At 32.6% G+C, this 15,806-nt stretch carries 15 protein-coding genes; 6 read left to right on the forward strand and 9 right to left on the reverse strand.

Translation table 11 applies throughout. The features are described 5' to 3' along the window. Nucleotides 1–23: 23 nt before the first annotated feature. From ACOQOS_RS01495 to ACOQOS_RS01515, 5 genes are all read right to left on the reverse strand, one after another. Nucleotides 24–1,595: a right-handed parallel beta-helix repeat-containing protein gene (locus ACOQOS_RS01495; RefSeq protein WP_420573188.1), complete on the reverse strand. Its 1,572-nt coding sequence runs from the start codon at nucleotides 1,593–1,595 to the stop codon at nucleotides 24–26. A gap of 431 nt (nucleotides 1,596–2,026) precedes the next feature. Next, nucleotides 2,027–2,902, reverse strand: coding sequence for a carboxypeptidase-like regulatory domain-containing protein (locus ACOQOS_RS01500; protein ID WP_420573189.1), 876 nt, complete (start codon nucleotides 2,900–2,902; stop codon nucleotides 2,027–2,029). A 13-nt stretch (nucleotides 2,903–2,915) separates the two neighbouring features. Next, a complete protein-coding gene (locus ACOQOS_RS01505; RefSeq protein ID WP_420573190.1) occupies nucleotides 2,916–3,755 on the reverse strand; it encodes a carboxypeptidase-like regulatory domain-containing protein in 840 nt (279 codons plus the stop codon). Nucleotides 3,756–3,767: 12 nt separating this feature from the next. After that, entirely contained in the window at nucleotides 3,768–4,658 is an 891-nt protein-coding gene (locus tag ACOQOS_RS01510; protein WP_420573191.1) for a carboxypeptidase-like regulatory domain-containing protein, read from the reverse strand. Nucleotides 4,659–4,818: 160 nt separating this feature from the next. Continuing rightward, on the reverse strand, nucleotides 4,819–5,100 hold the full coding sequence (locus ACOQOS_RS01515; RefSeq protein WP_420573192.1) for a hypothetical protein: 282 nt from the start codon (nucleotides 5,098–5,100) through the stop codon (nucleotides 4,819–4,821). A gap of 242 nt (nucleotides 5,101–5,342) precedes the next feature. On the opposite strand from ACOQOS_RS01515, the gene ACOQOS_RS01520 reads away from it, so the two are divergent. The 5 genes from ACOQOS_RS01520 to ACOQOS_RS01540 all read left to right on the forward strand — a co-directional run bounded on the left by ACOQOS_RS01520 (nucleotide 5,343) and on the right by ACOQOS_RS01540 (nucleotide 9,348). Next, complete coding sequence (locus tag ACOQOS_RS01520; RefSeq protein ID WP_420573193.1) at nucleotides 5,343–6,107, forward strand: hypothetical protein; 765 nt, start codon at nucleotides 5,343–5,345, stop codon at nucleotides 6,105–6,107. 8 nt (nucleotides 6,108–6,115) lie between these two features. Then, a complete protein-coding gene (locus ACOQOS_RS01525) occupies nucleotides 6,116–6,754 on the forward strand; it encodes a hypothetical protein (protein ID WP_420573194.1) in 639 nt (212 codons plus the stop codon). Continuing rightward, the gene (locus ACOQOS_RS01530) at nucleotides 6,751–7,536 is read left to right on the forward strand and encodes a sensor histidine kinase (protein ID WP_420573195.1); all 786 of its coding nucleotides are present in this window, start codon (nucleotides 6,751–6,753) and stop codon (nucleotides 7,534–7,536) included. Before ACOQOS_RS01525 ends, ACOQOS_RS01530 begins: the two co-directional genes overlap by 4 nt. A gap of 3 nt (nucleotides 7,537–7,539) precedes the next feature. Beyond that, entirely contained in the window at nucleotides 7,540–8,190 is a 651-nt protein-coding gene (locus tag ACOQOS_RS01535) for a response regulator (RefSeq protein ID WP_420573196.1), read from the forward strand. A 270-nt stretch (nucleotides 8,191–8,460) separates the two neighbouring features. After that, entirely contained in the window at nucleotides 8,461–9,348 is an 888-nt protein-coding gene (locus ACOQOS_RS01540) for an aldose 1-epimerase (protein WP_420573197.1), read from the forward strand. 63 nt (nucleotides 9,349–9,411) lie between these two features. Here ACOQOS_RS01540 and ACOQOS_RS01545 read toward each other — a convergent pair whose 3' ends face one another. From ACOQOS_RS01545 to ACOQOS_RS01560, 4 genes are read right to left on the reverse strand one after another with little or no spacing between them, the layout of a single operon-like run. Next, complete coding sequence (locus ACOQOS_RS01545) at nucleotides 9,412–10,596, reverse strand: AGE family epimerase/isomerase (RefSeq protein WP_420573198.1); 1,185 nt, start codon at nucleotides 10,594–10,596, stop codon at nucleotides 9,412–9,414. Further along, entirely contained in the window at nucleotides 10,596–11,771 is a 1,176-nt protein-coding gene (locus ACOQOS_RS01550; protein ID WP_420573199.1) for a glycosidase, read from the reverse strand. Before ACOQOS_RS01550 ends, ACOQOS_RS01545 begins: the two co-directional genes overlap by 1 nt. Before the next feature lie 15 nt (nucleotides 11,772–11,786). Further along, nucleotides 11,787–13,619: a sodium:solute symporter family protein gene (locus ACOQOS_RS01555; RefSeq protein WP_420573200.1), complete on the reverse strand. Its 1,833-nt coding sequence runs from the start codon at nucleotides 13,617–13,619 to the stop codon at nucleotides 11,787–11,789. After that, nucleotides 13,616–14,755: a glycoside hydrolase family 26 protein gene (locus ACOQOS_RS01560; RefSeq protein ID WP_420573201.1), complete on the reverse strand. Its 1,140-nt coding sequence runs from the start codon at nucleotides 14,753–14,755 to the stop codon at nucleotides 13,616–13,618. The genes ACOQOS_RS01555 and ACOQOS_RS01560 overlap by 4 nt, the downstream gene beginning before the upstream one ends. Before the next feature lie 101 nt (nucleotides 14,756–14,856). On the opposite strand from ACOQOS_RS01560, the gene ACOQOS_RS01565 reads away from it, so the two are divergent. Beyond that, the gene (locus ACOQOS_RS01565) at nucleotides 14,857–15,735 is read left to right on the forward strand and encodes a helix-turn-helix domain-containing protein (RefSeq protein ID WP_420573202.1); all 879 of its coding nucleotides are present in this window, start codon (nucleotides 14,857–14,859) and stop codon (nucleotides 15,733–15,735) included. Nucleotides 15,736–15,806 lie beyond the last annotated feature (71 nt).

A 15,806-nucleotide genomic window follows, 5' to 3' on the forward strand; every position in this document is an offset into this window, starting at 1 on the left:
GTTCTATTTTATAGCTAAAACTACTAATCGTCGTCAAGAGGCGCATTGTTGTATGCACCAAGATCTGAAGGATTTGTTCTAGGGTTTCCTAGAATATCATTCTGAATTACTGGCGGCATATTTGGCGTTTCTCCAAGTCCAATAGCAGCAGAAGTAGCTCCTATATTGAATTCGTTAGCATCTGTATTTTTATATTCCATGGTGTTTGAATTCAGTAACAAAGTAACATCGTCAAAAATAGTATCATTGTTAAAGTTGTATAAATCGTCATTTGTAAAACGATTGTTAAAATCGTTAAACTTTATCAAGCAATTTGTGAAGTTATATTCTAATAAGACACCAGAATCATTTTCTGTTTTCTCCAACAACAATTCAACTGCATTGTTTCCATCAATGATACAGTTCGAAAAGTTTGCTTGTTCCAAATCGGCAGTAAATATAGTTCCATCACCAACATCTAAGAAATTATCAATTAAAACCGTTGGAAGCACTCTAAAGCTATTTGACCAGTAATTAGCAAACGTACAGTGTCTGAATGTATATTCGCCGCCTAAATTTAAATATAAAGAGGCTTGTCCTGCGTTACCAATAACTGAATTGTTGGCTTCTACATGTCCTGTACGAGCGAGTAAACCAACTGTAGAGCTATTGTATATTTTAGAGTTGTTTAGTGTTAAGGTTGGATTTGAAGTTCCGTCACTATTTTGTGTTAAAATTCCAACAGAAGCATTTTTGATTGTTGCATAGTTAATATTGTTATTGGTACTTCCATCAGTCAACCAAATCGTTCCCCATTGTCCTGGAACGTTTGCAAAACCAGGTTCTAAACGATCACCTTCAAAGATCACTTCATTTTCTAAATCTTCCGTTGTACTTAAACTTCCATTTACTTGTAATGAACCCATATTTCCAACGATAAGTCCAGAATCTGCATGAAAATGTACTCTTGCACCAGCTTCAATATTTAGCACTTTATTTTGTCCGACGGCTGCATATCCGTATACTACATATGGTTTTTCGTTGGTCCACGTGAGTTCATCATCTTCTAAGAAGAAGCCTTCAATGCGAGTTTCGTTTCCTTCTTCATCTACATTGAGTAATAAGGTTTCAATAGTACCATCATCAAATTGTTGCGGATAGAGAAATACAGCATCTTGTACCAATGTAACCAATTCTACTTTTTGTTGATTACTTCCTGTATCAAATTCTATAGCATCCGTGTATAAAAATTGATCGCCACTAGCAAAATCGTTAATATCAAGTGTTGTTTCTACAAAAACAAACATACTATCATTGGCAAGAATCTCAATATCTTCAAATACTTTTCCTGCAATTCCATCAACATTTAAACGATAATTAGAGTTTTCGCCTTCACCGAGTTGAATGCTAGGAATGCGAATATCATCATCTGTACGATTGTATACTTTTAAGTTATAGGTACTTGATCCAATATTTGTGAATACAGTATCTAAATATACAGTGTCTTTAGAAAATTGAAGTTGACCAGAACTAGGAACAGTTACAAAATCTTTACGACAAGAACTCCAGAGTATAATAACAGTAAAAATTAAAAAAGTATATAAAAGTTTCTTCATTGTGATATTTTAATTGGTGTCTATCATTTTCAGATAGATTTAGCCGTAAAAATATAACTTTTTGAAGTTCTTATTATTGTTTAAGAGCTTTAATTTTTTTGAGAAGATGCGCATTCCTGTTGATTTTCTACGAATTTTAAAATATTGATACTGATAATTGGGTAACAAATGATGAAAGTTGATACTATAAAGTATTATATGTATACTTACCAAATACATATTCACTAAACATAATAGTATCAAGTCTTAGCGGTAATAGTAATGTGGGATATAGCCATGAAAAAACAACCTAACGTTTATGTAATCCACAGAAAATTTCTTTGTAGAAAAGAGATGTAATTACACAATTATTGTGTGAGACTTGATGATATAGAAACTCCTTTTGAAACAAAGAGGAGTTTCTTTCGTTTTTTATATGATTTAAATTCAGCTTAACCTTTGTTTTTATTGGCTTTACGTTTTGCTCTTTCAGCACGTCTTTTGGCACGTTTTTCTAACCATTTTTTTCTTTGGAATGCGAAATAATTCTCCGTACGTTGGTTACGTTCTTTGATTTCTTGCTCATTCATGGCTTTTGGATACCAAGTTTTATCATAATCGCTTACATATCCAAATTGATCACTTCCTACGGGAATTGAATGTGAAACATATCCTACCACAACACATTCTATTAGTTCATCTGATGGTGCTAGTTTTACATCATATGAAAACTGTCCTTTTACTATTTTTAATGTTGTCGATATATATCCAACATAATTAATATTTATTTCATCACCTTCTTTTACAGCAATAGTATACTTCCCATCAAAATCAGTAGTTTTTCCAATATCTGTCCCTTTTATTACAATACTTGCTCCAGGTAATGGCATTCCTGATTCATCAGTAACAGTCCCAAAAATTTGCATTTTAGCTTTTTGCGCAGTGGTTCTTTGCAAAGAACTTATATGCAAAGATGTGTATTTTGAAGTATCAACCTTTTCTGTTTTTAATGGTTTTCCTATTTTTTGAGATTTTTCCTGAGAAAATAAAGCCATTGGCAATAGAAGTGAAGCAGCGTATGACAACCAATGATTGCGTTTTTTTCGATCTGCAATGAGTTTTCGATCTAATTGAGAAGTATGAAATCGTCCACAGAGATTTTTATGTTTAGTCAAATGGTTGATAATCTCTTCATCGCTTTTGGCGGAAAAGTCTACAACTTCTTTTGTACACAGCTTGCAAAATTTACCTTTTTCTGTTGGTGTCATTTTGTTCCAATCTTCATGACAAGGTTCTGGAATTTGTACGATGATTTCAGGATTTTTCATATGAGATAATTTTTTACTTATTGGAAGCTTCTCTTTTTGCTTTGCGTTCTGCGCGACGTTTTGCTCTCGCTTCACGTCGTTTTGCGCGTCTTTCTTTTCGAGCTTCCTTTTTATCATCAATTATAACTGTTGATGGCATACCTGCTACACCAGATAATGTATTGTGTACACTGATGCCGCCAGCTATTACTGTAACTTCTTCCAATGGCGCTTTGTTATTCAGTTTAATATCGTATACACTTTTAGAAGCGGTTATTTTGATTTCTTTTGTTTCAAATCCTACATAACTAATGACTAACGTATTTTCCACTTTCATTCTAATAGAAAAATTACCATCAAAGTCAGCCATTTTACTTTCACCTGTTTCTTTTATTAGAATCGTTGCTGCCGATAATGGTATATTTTCGTAATCTTTTATTGTTCCGCTAATGGTTATAGAATCAAGTTTTTCTCGTGACTTGATTTTTGTTTTTCTTTCTAATGAACTTATATTTAAAGATTTAAAAGTTGAATTATTAACTTTTTCTATTTTAGAAACTTCTCCTGTTTTTTGAGATTTTTCTTGAGAAAATAATGCCAGTGGCAATAGAAGTGAAGCAGCGTATGACAACCAATGATTACGTTTTTTTCGATCTGCAATGAGTTTTCTATCTAATTGAGAAGTATGAAATCGTCCACAGAGATTTTTATATTTAGTCAAATAGTTGATGATCTCTTCGTCACTTCTAGCGGAAAAGTCGACAACTTCTTTTGTACACACCTTGCAAAATTTACCTTTTTCTGTTGGTGTCATTTTGTTCCAATCTTCATGACAAGGTTCTGGAATTTGTACGATGATTTCAGGATGTTTCATAGAAGAAAGTTTTTACTTATTGGAAGTATTTTTTAGAGTTTTACGTTTCGCTCTCTCAGTACGTCTCCTGGCACGTTTTTCTAACCATTTTTTTCTTTGAAACGCGAAATAATTCTCCGTACGTTGGTCACGTTCTTTGATTTCTCGCTCATTCAATGGTTTTGGATAAGAAGTTCTATCATAATTACTAATATATCCATACGCATCAGCTCCTGTAGGTTCAGCACAAACAATCAATCCAACCATTGACAAAGCATGTTCGTCTAACTCAAGTATTGCATCATATTTACGTCTATTTGTAGTAACTCTGATTTCTTTTTCAAAATATCCAACATAATTTATGACTAAAATATCTTTTGCTTTTACAGTAAGTTCATATTTGCCATCAAAATCAGTAGTTTTTCCTATATGAGAGCCTTTTATTACAACAGTTGCTCCAGGTAATGGCATTCCTGCTTCATCTTTAATTACTCCATTTATAATAAATTGTTCTTGTTGAATTTTAGTACTTGAAGTTGTTTTTCTTTGCAAAGAGCTTATGTTGAGTGATTTGTATTGTGAAGCATCAACCTTTTCTATTTTTATTGTTTCTCCTGTTTTTTGAGATTTTTCCTGAGAAAATAACGCCATTGGCAATAGAAATGAAGCAGCGTATGACAACCAATGATTTCGTTTTTTTCTGTCGGCAATGAGTTTTCTATCTAATTGTGATATATGAAATCGTCCACATAAATTCCCATGATTCATTAAATATTTTATAATTTCTTCATCGCTTCTAGCGGAAAAGTCTACAACTTCTTTTGTACATACCTTGCAAAATTTACCTTTTTCTGTTGGTGTCATTTTGTTCCAATCTTCATGACAAGGTTCTGGAATTTGTACGATGATTTCAGGATGTTTCATAGGTTTAATTTTAATACACATCAAATAAAGTATAAAGTACCCTGAAAGAAAACCAGCAATGAGTAAACGGTCGTTTTTAATGAGTAAACATTCATAAACAAGAAAACTCCTTTACTTCCAAAGAAATAAAAGAGTTTAAGTAAAATAGTTGAGGAACTGTTTATAGTTCTTTTACAATAAAATCAGAACTACTTGCAACAGGTGTAAAGACACCATTTACATCTTGAAATACCTGTAATGTAAATCCATTAGTATATGGATATAACATATACGTTAAGCCTGGAATTTGTTGTGTTGGTGATACAACAACTGAAGCTCCAGCCGCAACATTTCCATTGTAATCTACCGTATATTTCTGCTGTCCAGAATCATACTGACAAGAAAAGTTATTATTACTTGTTATTTGACCACTTGAAGTGATTGTTCCGCAATAAGTTGACATAATTTTAAGGTTTTAAATGATTAATAATTTTAAAATTTGATAACAAATTCTATGCTCGGCGCCAAGTCGTAATTTGATATTAAATTTGGTATGGTTCAAAATTAGCTCGTCAGGCTGATGTGGAAAAGATAGCTTCTACTGATTTTTTAATACGTATTTTAAGAATGAGAAACCCGTAGAAATACTTGGTGCTAATTATTTTGTTTACAGTACTTTAGATTTGAATTTTAAAACAATTAATTATGGCTTTAACACCAATAGACAATTACAATGAAATTGCAATTGAAAAAGCAGCACTGGAAACAGAAGCTTGGCAAAAAGTAAATAATTTAAAAGCATTTTTATTTCATCAAAACGACATTAATTGCTTATTGCAAAACCCCAAAGCAGTTGGTGTACGATTTTATATGGGATTAGAAGTGGAAGAAAATGAAGACGGAACTAATGCATACATTCCCGATATGATGATCGTAGGAGCAAATAACAGCGGAGACGATTTGGTTTCAGAAAAAGGACCAAGTGGTGTTTATAATTTTGCATTACCATGCCCAAGAGCTTGTGCCATTAAAAGCCCATTGCTTCATGATGATATTTCGGATACAACTACAATGAATCTATGCAATGAATCTTCAAAAACAATTACTTTTTCAACAGAAGACGAATGTAAAATCCTAGAAAACTCAATTAGTCTCGCAACAGCAATTGAGCGAACGGAAAGATGGCAAACATACAATGTATTACGCTCTATTCTACTAGGAAAAGAAGATTTAGCGGCTATTTTTACAGAATATAACGTAACATCACTGCGAGTTTATTTTGCTTACAGCGAAAATGGATTGCATCGCATCATACTTATTGGCGCCACAGAAGCAGTTGATGAGAATGGAAATTCCTATTATGAAGATGTTGAACGTGAATTTTTATATACAAACGATTTAGCACCTTGCACCATGACGCATACTGAAACATGTGCAAGCGGAAGTCCTTTATGTCATGGTTGTAGTTAATATATATTATGGCTTCTATAACAAATATCATTAGTGAAGTAGCGCAATTTTCCATTGTATTGCCCATTACAATAGCTGTAATTCGGTATAAACACTTTGATAAACTATTTTGGACTTTAAGTGGTTTACTTGTTTTTGCTGGAATTATAGCATATTGGGCATACAAATTATATGCTTCAAAGGAAAATAATATGCATTTACTACATGTATATACAGTTGTGGAATATACATGTTGGAGTCTTTTTTACTATCAATTATTTCAAAAATTATGGATAAAAAGACTCATTGTAAGTTTAATAATTCTTTTTATGATATTCTCTATATACAATGTTTGTAATTGGCAATCACTTGAAACCTACAATTCGTATGGAAGATCGTTGGAAGGAGCATTATTACTATGTTTTGCTATCGCATGGTTTTATAAAGTATTTGAAAATAGTAAAATAAAACGCTTAGAAAAACATCCTATATTTTGGATTAACGCAGCGGTTTTAACCTATTTTGCAGGCGCATTTTTATTATTTTCTTCTAAAAATTTCATGCAAGAAATAACACAGGAAGAATTTATTGCTGTTTGGACATTACACGGAGTTTTCTTAATTATTCATTACCTTTTTATTTCTATAGGAATATGGTTGAAAAAATGATGTTGATAACTTCAGACAGCGGATTAACCGTAATTTATGTTGGAATGCTTGGCATGTTTTTTCTTGCCATTGCTATTGTAGGTTTTGTCATTATTTACAAAAAGCGATTACTGAAACAACAAATGAAGCTACAAGAGCAGAAAATCATACATCAACAGCAATTATTACAGAGCGCTGTAAAAATCCAAGATGACGAACGAAAACGTTTTGCTGCAGATTTACACGACGAAATTGGCGGTGGAATTTCTACTGTAATTCTAAATGTAGAGCGAATAAAAAAACAACATTCAAATCAACCTGAAATTGTTTCGCAGTCACAAAAAGTACGTCTTCAATTGGATGATCTATTAAAAAAAGTTCGAGAAATATCATACAATATCATGCCGCCAACATTGGAAGATTTCGGATTGCATGAAGCTGTAAGCGATCTGTGTTATACTATTTCAGAATCGAGTACGATGACGATTGATTACGAATGGACTGGCGATGAAAAACGTTTAAATTTTTCACAAGAACTCGCACTATATCGTATCATCCAAGAAATACTAACAAATATTATAAAACATTCAGAAGCGACGCATATCGAAATTATGATTAAAAATACCACTGAAAATTTCAATATATCTTTAATAGATAACGGAAAAGGGTTCAATACAGAAACCATACAAAAAGGTGCAGGTTTACGTAATATTAAAGATCGTGCATTAATCATTGGAGCAGAACTTTTTATTTCTGGAGTTATTGGAGAAGGAACTAAGATTCATCTCAATCTAAACAAATAAAATATGATACACATAGCGATAGTAGATGATCATTTACTTTTTAGAGAAGGAGTAAAAGCTATTTTTCAGGATGAAAAAGAAATGGAAATTAATATTGAAGCTTCTAATGGACAAGAGTTTTTAGATGCTTTAAAAAGTATGGATACAAAACCAGAAGTTGTCTTGCTCGATATTCGTATGCCAGTTCTTGACGGATATGAAACTGCAAAACTATTGTTGGAACATTATCCTGAAATGAAAATCATTATTTTGACAATGCATCAAGAAGAGCGACATATTCTACGAATGATTGAACTAGGTGTAAATGGATATTTGATGAAAAATGCAAGTCCTGATGAGGTGATTGAATGTATTGAAAGTGTGATGGAACACGATTATTACTTCAATAATAAGATTACGAAAATCATGCGTAAAGTAATGATGTACAAAGGAAAAAAGCGTGTTGATCATATGATACACGATCTTACAGAACGTGAAATAGAAGTGTTAGAATTAATTTGTAAAGAATTTACGGCCAAAGAAATAGGAGAGAAGCTCTTCATTAGTTTTCGTACTGTTGAAGGACATCGAAAAAATCTACTTTCCAAACTTAATGTTAGAAATACTGCTGGATTGGTGGTATTGGCGTTAAAAAATGAAATTGTGAAGATTTGATTAAGTTAGGTATTAGGTATTAGGTATTAGGTGTTGGGTGTTGGGAATTAGTGTAGTTTCAAAGTTGATATTGAGTTTTTGGAAAACCAAATCAACAAACTAACAAAAAACGAATTAACAAGTTTAAGTGTTTACGTCTAGAAATCCTAAGTAAAAAATATTTGTTATCAGATCAACAAAAATAAATCCGTGTAAAAAATGGTAGTATCGTATTCGTTCAACATATAGTTTCTTAGTATTTTTGAGTTCACATTTTAAAATTCATAACACGTGTTTCAAATACAAGAAAGTAATCATATCATAAAAATTTCACACACTACACATTCAGCCGCAGCTTCTATAAATTTGAATGAAGGCGGACGATTGTTTGATGTAAAAGTAAATGATAGCACTATTATTTCGGAATATGAAAACTTTCCGTATCAACACTCATCTGCTTCTGCCATATTATTTCCTTTTGCCAACCGAATCAAAGACGGAACGTATACTTTTGAAGGGAAAACATATCAAATTCCATGCAATGAAGTTGAGAAAAACAATGCAATTCATGGATTGTTATATACACGAGCATTTGAAATTTTTGATAAAAGTACAACCGCAGAAACCGCGACAATTACGCTACAATACAAGCATGATGGTTCTTCCGAAGGATTTCCATTTCCTTTTAATTTCTTTGTGACGTATGTTTTGACGGAAACAGCACTAAACGTTCAACTAAAAGTGACCAATACAGGCACAAAAACGTTTCCTTTTACAATTGGTTGGCATCCGTACTTTAATTCTGAGAATCTTTACGAAAGTACAATCAACTTTAATTGTGAAGAAGAATATACAACAACAGACGATCGAAGCATTACCAACGGAACAAAACCGCATACATTACAAATGCCTTTTCAATTGAAAAATCATTCGTTTGATACTGCTTTTAAACTTAGAGATAATGAAATTGGATTTGCGACACCAACGTATAAAGTGAAAATCACAGGAATTGCTTCAAAAAATTACGTACAGTTTTACACACCAAAAGATAAAAGTATCATTGCTATTGAACCAACAGTTGGATTGTCTGATAGTTTCAATAATGGAATTGGTTTGCAAACGCTTTCTGCAAACAAAACCTATGAAATTTCATGGAATGTTGAGGTTGAGAAGTTGTAGGGGATTTGGTTTTGAGGATTAGGCATTTGGAAGTTTCTTGATAACCAACGAATTAACAAAAAATCACTCTTCATTTAGTTTGATAAACGCTCTAGCTGTATGATATGGAGCTTTCCACATACTAACTTTATCTTCTGAAGTATACGGTATATGATGTTGATCGACTCTAAAGTGCCATTCTCCGTTCATATGATCGATCAAATGGTTTTTAGTGATGTACCATATCTTTTTAGAAGCATCTCTGTATTTTTTATCGTTAGTTAGTTTATAAACATAGTCCAATCCTACCATAGCTTCAACTTGTGGCCACCAATGTAAATCTGTGTCAATCTCATTGGTTTTTCTGTTTTTCTCATTCATAACTGCTCCATTTTTGTCTAAAGCAGTCTCTAAAAACATGTCAGCAATTGTAATAGCTAACATGTTTGTTTTTTTTATAAGATTCGCATCATTTACGGCTTTTGCCGCTTCTATAAGTAACCAAGCAGCCTCAATATCATGTCCGTAAGAAATTGAATTGCTCAGTAAATTCCATTGATCGTCAAAGAATAATTCAAAATTATAATCGGAATTCAAAAACTTGTCAAACAATACATGAATTAGTGAAGTTAATGCAGTTTTTACAGCCGCTGAATCATAGATTTTTAACAACGATGTATACGCTTCTAAAATATGCAAATGCGTATTCATGGTTTTAGAAGCATTTAAATCTTTATGGCTTAAACGCATGTCATCTATTTGCGACCAATCTTCATGAAACGCTTCAAAATATCCACCATGAATATTGTCTTTTGTGTGTTTTTCTATAGTATGAAAAATTTCAACAGCCCAAGATTTTGCAGCTTCATTTTTGGAAAACAGATAATATTCTGACAACGCATATATAGTAAAAACTTGTGCGTACAATTGCTTTCTTTTGTTGATAGCTTGTCCTAAAAAATCTACTTCCCAAAAGACACCTTTGTGAATGGAATCTTTAAAATAGGTTTGTAAATATACAAATGACCGATCGCAAATAGTTTTAGGTTTTTCTGTGTTAAGATAATTCGCACTTGCAGAAAACGCCCAAAGAATTCGTGTGTTCAGTATGATTCCTTTTGAAGCTTTGGGAACAACAGTATTATAAAAGTCAATTTTACCCAAAAAACCACCATATTCATGATCTATGGTTTGTGTGGACCAATACTCAAGAATGGAAAGCAGCTCGTTGTGAACTTCTAATTTTAAATCTTTGTACTCTTCTGTCATTAATAAAATCCTTTGTTTTTATCAATTAAATCAATAATAGATTCGACTGAAGTATGTGATTTATATTGATCTACTGGTGAGTTTACACAATAATCTATTAAAGTATCAATAGTACTTGTAGCGACGTGCATTCTGGTATCTGAAGACGCATAATAAATATACACAGTACCATCATTATCGGTAATCCAACCGCTAGAGAATAATACATTCGATACATCACCAATGCGTTCTTCACCAATTGGCGCCATAAAATGTCCAGCAGGTTGATGAATTACTTTCGAAATATCATTCAAATCCGTCATGAACATATATAATGTATAACGTAAACCAGCAGCAGTATTTCGAACTCCATGGGCTAAATGCAACCAACCTTTATCTGTTTTTATGGGAGAAGGACCTAAACCATTTTTTAGCTCAAAAACGGTATGATAGATTTTATTATTGATGATTTTTTCCTGCAAAACCTCAGGATGTGTCATATCTGTAATATAACCAAGTCCGATTCCTCCACCGCTTCCCACATTGATAAAACCATCTTGTGGTCTAGTATAAATTGCATATTTACCATTGACAAATTCAGGATGAATTACCACATTTCTTTGTTGCCCAGAATTGGAGATTAAATCAGGTAAACGTTCCCAACTTACTAAATCTTTGGTTCGTACAATTCCTGCATTGGCAATTGCAGAACTAGTATCTTCTTTTGGAGTAGAAGGATCTTTTCGTTCCGTACAAAAAATACCATAAATGTAACCATCTTCATGCTGCGTTAGTCGCATATCATATACATTGGTATCAGGATTGTTCTCTATTTGTGGAATTACGCACGGTTTTTCCCAAAACTGAAAATTATCAATACCATTTGAGCTTTCTGCCATTGCAAAATAGGATTTTCTATCATTTCCTTCCACACGTACACAAACAAGATATTTGTCATTCCATTTCATTGCACCAGCATTAAACGTAGCATTCACGCCAATACGTTCCAAGAGTTTCGGGTTGGTTTGTGGATTTAAATCATAGCGCCAATGTACAGGAACATGATCATTTGTTATGATAGGGTTTTTATAGCGTGTATAAACTCCGTTAGACAAAAAAACGGGTTCATTTTTTTTAGTTATTAACGTATTGTGTTCTTTTTGTAAGTATTCTAATCTTTCTTTAGGTGTAAGCATGTTATTCAATCTATATTATCTTTCAGTTAGTGTATTCCACCAATATTTTTTTAATAGTACAATACAAATTATGAGTATTAGTAATGATATAAGTAAAGGAGTTGTTTTATTAAATATGAGATACATTGGTAATATGACAAGTGTTGTTTGCGCAATAATTCCTATAACTACATTGAACATGTCACTACCAAAAGTTGAGGTATCTTTTACTTCTATATGTTCAGCTATCAATTTTTCTTTGATAGGTTTCCAAAATCCCCATGGTTTTACATTTTTATAAAATTCTAAAAGCACTGATTCTTCTGTTGCAGCAGCAGAATAGGTTCCTGCAATACATCCAATTACAGAAATTATTAAAAGTATTGGAAATAAATACAATGCCAATACGTCTGGAAATAATTCAGGTATAATAGCAGCTGCCAGCAATCCTGTGGTCATTCCCCAGAAAAATCCTTCGCCATTAAATCGCCACCAATGCCATTTTAAAATATTGGCTGCTACATAGCTTCCATATAAAACAGATACAATCCATTGCAATACAGAATTTACATCTTTGGCAAACAATCCTAAAATGATACTTACAACGACAACCAATAAACCAGAGGCATAATTCATATTTTTGATTTGCTTGGCACTTGCGGTTGGATTTTTATATTTTAGATAAATATCATTGACTAAATATGCTTGTGCAGCATTGAGCGTTCCTGCAAATGTGGACATAAAAGCCGCAATTAATCCAGACAATAATAATCCTAAAAGTCCTACAGGCACAAATTCTTTGATGGCGCTTGGCAGAATTAACTCAAAATCAACTTTTCCAGAAGCAGTAAGTAGATCTAATTCTTGATAATATACTAATGCTAATGCTGCAAAACCTGCAATCATTAAGTATCTAATTGGCATTAATACAACAGAGACAAATCCACTCATTTTTGAAGCTTCTGCGGGTGATTTTGTGGAAAGGATTTTCTGCATATCATAATTTGGTGCAGGTCCAGCAAAACTGACCAATATGCCTTTAAAAACCATCATCATAAAGAAAATAGTGAATAAATTAAATCCGTCATCTTTTATTTTTTGGTTGACTTCTGGGATGATATTCGCCCAATCTAAGTTTAATTCCCAATCAAAAAACGGACTCATCCAGCCATCAGGAACTAACAATGCATTGTCTGCAATTGCCACATATCCTAAATAACCTACTACAACTGCTGCTACTGTCATGATGGCAAATTGTATAAAATCTGCCCAAACAATACCAGACATTCCGCCTAATAGCGAGTAAAAGACAGCGAATATGGTAAAAATGATTCCGTAAAAATGTGGCACAAATTCTGGGCTTACATGAAAAGGAACATAATTGCTAACGAGTTCCCAAGGGATAAATATTTCTACAAATTTTCCTAAACCTATAAAACCATATGCTAAAAAACCAAGACAGAGTATAAGTGCAAAAATCACGACAATAATATGTGAACGTTTGGCACCTTTTTGGAATCCAAATCGCGTACCAATCCATTCTGCGCCAGTTGTAGCATTGGACCGTCGTAGCCATTTAGATAAATACACCATTAAAAACACCTGATTGAAAATTGGCCACAGCCAAGGAATCCAAGCACTTTTGATGCCGTACACAAACATTAAGGTAACCAGCCAAATGGTTCCAGAAATGTCAAACATTCCAGAAGCATTGGAAAGACCTAACATATACCACGGAATGGATTTTCCGCCGAGTAAATAATCGTCTTTACTTCGTTGCGCTTTTTTTCGTAATACAATACCAATTACAACGATTGTACAAAGATAAAATGCAATAATTAAAAGGTCAACGGTGTTTAAGTATTTCAAAATTTCAGGTTCTTTAGGTCTTTTAAAAATAAGGTTTCTGTCAAACTTTGAAATTTTTTAAAGTCGCCCTCGTTTTTATGATATTTATATGGCATATAATGATGTTTTCTGTTAGCATTTCTCCAAAATAAAATCCAAGAGATTCCAGAGTTTTCAATATTAGGATAGAGCGTTTCTGTAAACCAATTGTTTGTTGTGACAGATTCTAATCCAGTTTCTGTAAGTGCATAGAGTTTGTCTTTCTGAGTTGCAATGTTTTTTACTAAATGTAAATCATTCTTCAGTGAAGTTTCAAATTCATCTGAACGCTTATAATCATAAATATCCACGCCAAAAATATCTACATAATTATCGCCAGGATAGTATTTTAAATAATCGTCATTCTTTTTAAGTCTATTGGGAGAGTACACATATAAAAGATTGTGTACGTCATATTCATCTCGTAGCATATGAACGGTTTCTCTCCAAAGAGTTTTATAGTCTTCTGGTGTACAATATTTGTCTCCCCACCAAAACCAATCGCCATTCATTTCGTGAAATGGACGAAAGATGACTGGAATTTCACGGCCTTTGTATTTTAAGGATTTTAAGAAGTTAGCAACTTTCAAAACCCACTTTTTGTATTTAGGTTTGAAAGCGCCAGTTTTAATAATTTTGCTTACCGCAGGAATGGAATCCCAAGAACTAGCGTCATTTACTGGATTGTATGCATGCCAACTTATGGTAATTAACCCTCCTTTTTTATGTGCTTCTACGATTAAATTACGCATGACACCAAAATCGACTGAATCAATATTTTTTTTACTATCAAATTCTATTTTAGCAATATCAAAACCGTATATGGAAGGAAAACTACCGCTAACATCATGCATATCACTTCTCCATATATTGGCATTGTCTATTTTTTTCCATCCAATACCATATGCAGTAGCATCTTGCTGTCCGATGGCAAAACCAGCTTTAGAAATCATAAAAAGTTTTTTATGAAGTCGTTTTGTTTCTTTAGATAGTTTTTGATCTACTAAGACTGGTTTTGTATATGTAGCATCATACAAAGATGTACAAGAAGCAAATTGTAATACGACTAATACTATTATAAAGGTTTTGTAGTGTTTTGAGATGGTGTTTTTTATCACAATGTTAGTAATTTGTTTAAAATAAAGCATCAAAGTTAATTATACATTCTTATTTTTGATGATACTATTTTGTCATATAGGTAAAAAATTCTGAAGAAATTATGCGTTTATTAAAAAATGTACAGCGAGAAATCACTCCATTAACACTGGAAGATAGTTTTCTTGTTTTTGATAGGGAAAAGAAAATTTTTGATTATCCTATCCATTTTCATCCTGAATATGAATTCAATTTTATACGCAATGGAAAAGGAGTAAAACGATTTGTAGGCGATAGCTTTGGAGAAATTGATAATGTAGAACTCGTGTTGGTTGGACCAAATTTGCATCATGGTTGGTTGTCTGATAATCCATTGGAGGATAATGTTCATGAAATTACCATTCAATTTCATGATAGTTTGTTTCATGAAGGATTTTTGGCAAAAAAGATCATGAAACCTATCAAAAGTATGTTGGAAAGATCTGCTCATGGAATACTATTTTCCAAAGAAATTAGTCTTCAATTGTACGATCGTATTTCAAGTTTATCTGAATACCAAGGAATGGATTATTTCATTAAATTTTTATCCATACTTCAAGATTTAGCAACTTCTGAAGGACAAAAGTTGCTGTCAAATTATGCAGTTGATCGTCCCAATTTTCAAAATAACGAACGCTTAGAATTGGTATACGAATACATCAATGACAATTTTAAGAATAAAATAAAACTAGATGAAGTATCAAATTTAGTGAATATGAGCAATGTGTCTTTCAATCGTTTTATTAAAAGTAGAACGGGGAAAACGTTTGTTGAATATTTAAATGATATACGTATCAGTCATGCTTCCATGAAACTTATTGAAGGTGATCATCGAATCTCAGAGATTGCCTTTGAGTGTGGATTTAATAATATAGCAAATTTTAACCGTGTTTTTAAGAAAATTAAGAATTGCACACCAACAGAATTCAAAGAAGAATTCTCTGGAATTAAGCGAATTTTTTAAGGGTTAAAGAGTATTGAACTGTTAGTATTGCGTATTGATAAGTTTCAAATGTCATTTCTGTGAAGACAGAA

This window comes from Kordia sp., assembly GCF_965224175.1.
In the GTDB taxonomy this organism is placed as follows: Bacteria; Bacteroidota; Bacteroidia; order Flavobacteriales; family Flavobacteriaceae; genus Kordia.

Coding starts and splice junctions, on each gene's coding strand:
- ACOQOS_RS01495 (WP_420573188.1), bottom strand. CDS start 1,595: ATGAAGAAACTTTTATATACTTTTTTAATTTTTACTGTTATTATACTC.
- ACOQOS_RS01530 (WP_420573195.1), top strand. CDS start 6,751: ATGATGTTGATAACTTCAGACAGCGGATTAACCGTAATTTATGTTGGA.
- ACOQOS_RS01520 (WP_420573193.1), top strand. CDS start 5,343: ATGGCTTTAACACCAATAGACAATTACAATGAAATTGCAATTGAAAAA.
- ACOQOS_RS01505 (WP_420573190.1), bottom strand. CDS start 3,755: ATGAAACATCCTGAAATCATCGTACAAATTCCAGAACCTTGTCATGAA.
- ACOQOS_RS01565 (WP_420573202.1), top strand. CDS start 14,857: ATGCGTTTATTAAAAAATGTACAGCGAGAAATCACTCCATTAACACTG.
- ACOQOS_RS01525 (WP_420573194.1), top strand. CDS start 6,116: ATGGCTTCTATAACAAATATCATTAGTGAAGTAGCGCAATTTTCCATT.
- ACOQOS_RS01545 (WP_420573198.1), bottom strand. CDS start 10,596: ATGACAGAAGAGTACAAAGATTTAAAATTAGAAGTTCACAACGAGCTG.
- ACOQOS_RS01510 (WP_420573191.1), bottom strand. CDS start 4,658: ATGAAACATCCTGAAATCATCGTACAAATTCCAGAACCTTGTCATGAA.
- ACOQOS_RS01535 (WP_420573196.1), top strand. CDS start 7,540: ATGATACACATAGCGATAGTAGATGATCATTTACTTTTTAGAGAAGGA.
- ACOQOS_RS01515 (WP_420573192.1), bottom strand. CDS start 5,100: ATGTCAACTTATTGCGGAACAATCACTTCAAGTGGTCAAATAACAAGT.
- ACOQOS_RS01500 (WP_420573189.1), bottom strand. CDS start 2,902: ATGAAAAATCCTGAAATCATCGTACAAATTCCAGAACCTTGTCATGAA.
- ACOQOS_RS01550 (WP_420573199.1), bottom strand. CDS start 11,771: ATGCTTACACCTAAAGAAAGATTAGAATACTTACAAAAAGAACACAAT.